Here is a 4,291-nt window from a genome sequence, read left to right as displayed (position 1 = left end):
TCCCACCAGGTTTTCGTTGCAGCCGCCTCCATGGCGGCAACCACTTCTTAGGGAAGCCGGCTTTGGATGGAAGCCGACCTTGTGTGGGAGCGGCTTTGTGTGGGAGCGGCTTTGTGTGGAAGCCGGCTTTGTGTGGGAACAGGCTTTGTGTGGGAGCCGACTTGTCGGCGATTCCTGCGGAGCGAAGCCCTCCTGAAGCCAGAGCATCGCCGACAGGGCCGGCTCCCACCAGGCTTGCCTTTCTGCTGTCAGTAATTGACCTGCAGCTGTACCCGCAACAACTGCCCGTCGATCTTGCGATACGGCGCGGCACTGACATCGGTGCGGCGCATGTTCGCGTAGGCCACCGCCAGCTCGATCGCGTTCGACGGCTGCCACTCGACGCCGGCTTCGAGTTCGTCGACTTCCATCCGCGGTGCGTTCGTGTCGAACTTGGCCGCGCCGCGATAGGTCTGCCATTTCGCATACGGCATCAGTGAACCGAAGCCGCCGTCGAACTTGTACATCACCTGCGCATAGCCGCCACGCAGCGACTTCGTCCGCACCATGCGCCGGGCGATGTCGAGTTCCGGCCCCTTGCCCACGGTCCATTCGGCCTGGAACCCGAACGGCTGCGGGTAATACACGACATGCGCGGCCACGCGGCGATCCGTCGATCCCGCTTCCGGCGCATCCACGCCGGGCGTGAACGTGCGGCCATCGATCGTCGCGGAGCCCGTGCTCACCTTGTAGCGGCCGGAGTACGCATCCGCGCCGACCTCGAGATACTGCCCGTTGGCGAACTTGAACGGATACGAGAAGTGGACGACGGAATGCAGCTGGTCGTTGCGATCCGGGCGGTTCGCGCCCTGCCCGTTGTAGACGCCGAAACCGATCACGCCATAGTCGCCCGAACCCTTGAGGCCCGACTTCTGCAGATAGGCGAAGCGCTCCTTCGCCACCGTCGGCGACCAGTAGGCGAACACGCCGAGGTCGCGCTCGTCGCGCACGCCGGAATTCAGCGCGTCGGCACGGTCGAGGGCGAGACGGTTCTGGCTCGATTGCAGATCCTCCCAACCGTACGGAACCTTGGATTGACCCGCGCGAATGCGCCAGGTCTTGTCCTTGGTGAGCCAGAGGTCGGCGTACGCGTCACGCAGCTGGGCGAAGTGGGTGGTGCTCGAGCCCGACGGGGTACTGGCGAGGTCGGGCTGGATGTAGATCGACATGTTGTCGGTGACATCGCCGCTGATGACGACGCGCGCACGGCGGATGCCGAAACCTTGTTCGCGGCCGATGAAGCGATCGCCCGGCGACTTGAGGTCCTTGGCGTCCTCGCCGAGTTCCTGGTTGTAACGCATCTGCACGTAACCGCGGATGCCGATCTTCTCGTACCAGGCCTTGGCCGACGACGACGCGGGTTTGGCCGTGGCGATGGCGGGAGACGAGGAAGCCGTGGTGCCGGCCGCGCCGGAGGCTGCCGGGGTGGCCGTTCCCGTCGTCGCCACGCTCGCCGCCGGGGCCGCCTCGTCGCTCGCCTGCACGAACCGGCCCAGGCGCTGACGGCCCGGGCCCGGCTCCGCGAATATCTGCCGCGTGTTCGTATCGACGTACAACTCGACGGCAGCCTGGGGGGCGCCCTCGGCGGCCGCGGTACCGCACATCGTCCAGAAGGCGGCGGCCAGGGGAAGTCTCTTCATCGCGCTCATGCTCCGAATGGATTGAGAAAAACCTCAAACGTCGCCGATAACGTGCCTAAAAGTGGCAAACAGCGTTATCCGCGTCGATCCGGCGCACGTTAACGTCCGCGCATTTCACTTACGTGACACACGCCACGCCATGTGGCAGCGGGCCGTTACCGCAGCGCAACACTTTCGTCATGACGGTGACACAGGGATAATTCGGGCCAGACGCGCCCTCGCCAGGGGACGACGGCCCGGCCGTCGTCGGCGAGGCACTCTCACCCAGTCCCATTCCAGGCGGAAACCACAACATGTCTCTCGCAAGCTCGCGCCGCATGCCGCGACGTCTCGTCATCGCCTTGTCCATCGCCACGGCGCTCACCGCCGGCGCGGCCATCGCCCAGGACGCCTCGTCCAACACGCAGCCGTCCAGCGCTCCGACCCGTACGGCCACCCTGCAGACCATCAACGTGACCGCGGAAAAGCGTACGGAAGACCTGCAAAAGGTGCCCATCTCCATGACCGTGGTGACGGCCGAGAAGCTCGAGTCCTTCGGCCAGGCGGGTGACGGCGTGCTGCAACTGGCTTCCCGCGCACCCAGCGTGTACGCCGAGACGTCCTATGGCCGCGAGTTTCCGCGCTTCTACATCCGCGGCCTCGGCAACAGCGATTTCGATCTCAACGCGTCGCAGCCGGTGTCGATGGTCTACGACGACATCGTCCAGGAAAACCCCATCCTCAAGGGCTTCCCCCTGTTCGACCTCGAACAGGTCGAAGTGCTGCGCGGTCCGCAGGGCACCCTGTTCGGCCGTAACTCCCCGGCCGGCGTGATCAAGTTCGAATCGCGCAAGCCCACGCAGGAAACCGAAGACTACGCGCGCGTTTCCTATGGCTCGTACGGTACCGCCAATGCGGAAGCCGCGATCGGCGGCAAGATCAGTTCGAGCTGGTCGGGCCGCGTCTCCGCCCTCGCCCAGCACCGCGATGGCTGGATCGACAACGACTACACGGGCAAGAAGGACGACCTGGGTGGCTACAACGATCGCGCCATCCGCCTGCAGGCGCTCTATAAGGCCACGGAAGACTTCGACGCGTTGATCAACGTGCACGGCCGCTGGCTCGACGGCAGCGCGATGGTCAACCGTGCCAACTCGATCACCCTGGGTGGCGACCAGTTCGTCCCCGGCTTCGACCGCGATTCCGTCTCGCAGGACGGTCGCAACAAGCAGCACCTGTTCACCTGGGGCAGCAACCTGCACCTGAACTGGCACTTCGGCGACCTCAACTTCGCCTCGATCACGGGCCTGGAACGCGCGACCACGTACAGCCTCGGCGACGTCGACGGCGGCTATGACGCATCGGGCACGCCGGCGAAGGCCAGCTTCACCAACCGCGTCACGCCGTTCTACTCCGAGACCGCCGATGCGCTGCCGAAGGACCGCCAGATCACCCAGGAATTCCGCCTTTCCAACGACAGCGCCGAGCGCCTGAAGTGGCAGGTGGGCACGTACTACTTCGACGAAGACATCGCGATCACCAACTTCTCGTACGACACCCTGAACAACCATGTCCTCAATGGCTGGGTGGACCAGAGCCAGCGCACGAAGGCCTGGGCCGTGTTCGGTTCGGCCGATTTCCAGTTCACCGACGAATTCGACGTGCGTGCCGGTGCGCGCTGGTCGCACGACAAGCGTGACTTCAAGGCCGAACGCTTCCTCGGCTTCACCGGCCCGGTGGGCCCGCTCACCTCGGATCCGACCGACGCCCGCTGGAGCGGCGATCTGACCGGCACCTGGCAGTTGTCGAAGAACGCGAACGTCTATGCGCGCATCGCCAATGGCTTCCGCGCACCGAGCGTGCAGGGCCGCATCAACTTCGCCAACAGCATCTCCACGGCGAAGCCGGAGACGATCACCTCGTACGAGATCGGCTTCAAGTCGACCACCGACGACAACAAGCTGCGTTTCAATGCCGACGTCTACAAGTACAACATGCACAACCAGCAGCTCACCGCCGTGGGTGGTGCGACCAACGTCACGCAGTTGATCAACGCGAAGAAGACCGAGGGCTACGGCGCCGAGTTCGACCTCGAGGCCTACCTGACGCCGCAGTTCTACATGACCGCCGGCGGCAGCTACAACCATACGGAGCTGAAGGATCGCAACCTCGCGGTGGCACCGTGCGGCGGCGGCTGCACCGTGCTCGACCCGCTCAACGCCACCGGCAATGCGTTGATCGACGGCAACGTGCTGCCCAACGCACCGAAGTGGATTGGCACCTGGACCGCACGCTATGGCATCCCCTATGGCGAGAGTGGCGAGTTCTTCGTGTACACCGACTGGAACTACCGCAGCGAAGTGAACTTCTTCCTGTACGACTCGCAGGAGTTCCGCAGCAAGCCGTTCCTCGAAGGCGGCATCCGCATCGGCTACAACTGGGAGTTCGGCAAGCGCGAGATCGCCCTGTACGGCCGCAACATCACCAACAAGAAGGTGATCACCGGCGGCATCGACTTCAACAACCGCACCGCGTTCGTCAACGATCCGCGCGTGGTGGGCGTGGAGTTCCGCGCGGAGCTGTAAGCGGGCTCGCGGTAGATGGGTAGGTGGCGGGCGGCGGCGTAGGGGGGC

The 4,291-nt window shown here is 64.7% G+C and carries 2 protein-coding genes; one reads left to right on the top strand and one right to left on the bottom strand.

Annotation, left to right across the window (positions count from 1 at the left end; genetic code table 11):
• Positions 1 to 248 precede the first annotated feature (248 nt).
• Positions 249 to 1,679: a porin gene (locus ACR9ZJ_RS18970; RefSeq protein ID WP_481280792.1), complete on the bottom strand. Its 1,431-nt coding sequence runs from the start codon at positions 1,677 to 1,679 to the stop codon at positions 249 to 251.
• A 293-nt stretch (positions 1,680 to 1,972) separates the two neighbouring features.
• Here ACR9ZJ_RS18970 and ACR9ZJ_RS18965 point away from each other — a divergent pair, with 293 nt between their 5' ends.
• Positions 1,973 to 4,243: a TonB-dependent receptor gene (locus ACR9ZJ_RS18965; RefSeq protein ID WP_481288642.1), complete on the top strand. Its 2,271-nt coding sequence runs from the start codon at positions 1,973 to 1,975 to the stop codon at positions 4,241 to 4,243.
• Positions 4,244 to 4,291: the final 48 nt, after the last annotated feature.

The sequence above is a fragment of the Luteibacter sp. KNZ12-1A genome, from assembly GCF_056755675.1.
This window is presented reverse-complemented; position numbering and strand designations above follow the sequence as displayed.

Bases quoted from the DNA above. Each gene is read 5' to 3' on its own strand.
- ACR9ZJ_RS18970 (WP_481280792.1), bottom strand. From the start codon at position 1,679: ATGAAGAGACTTCCCCTGGCCGCCGCCTTCTGGACGATGTGCGGTACC.
- ACR9ZJ_RS18965 (WP_481288642.1), top strand. From the start codon at position 1,973: ATGTCTCTCGCAAGCTCGCGCCGCATGCCGCGACGTCTCGTCATCGCC.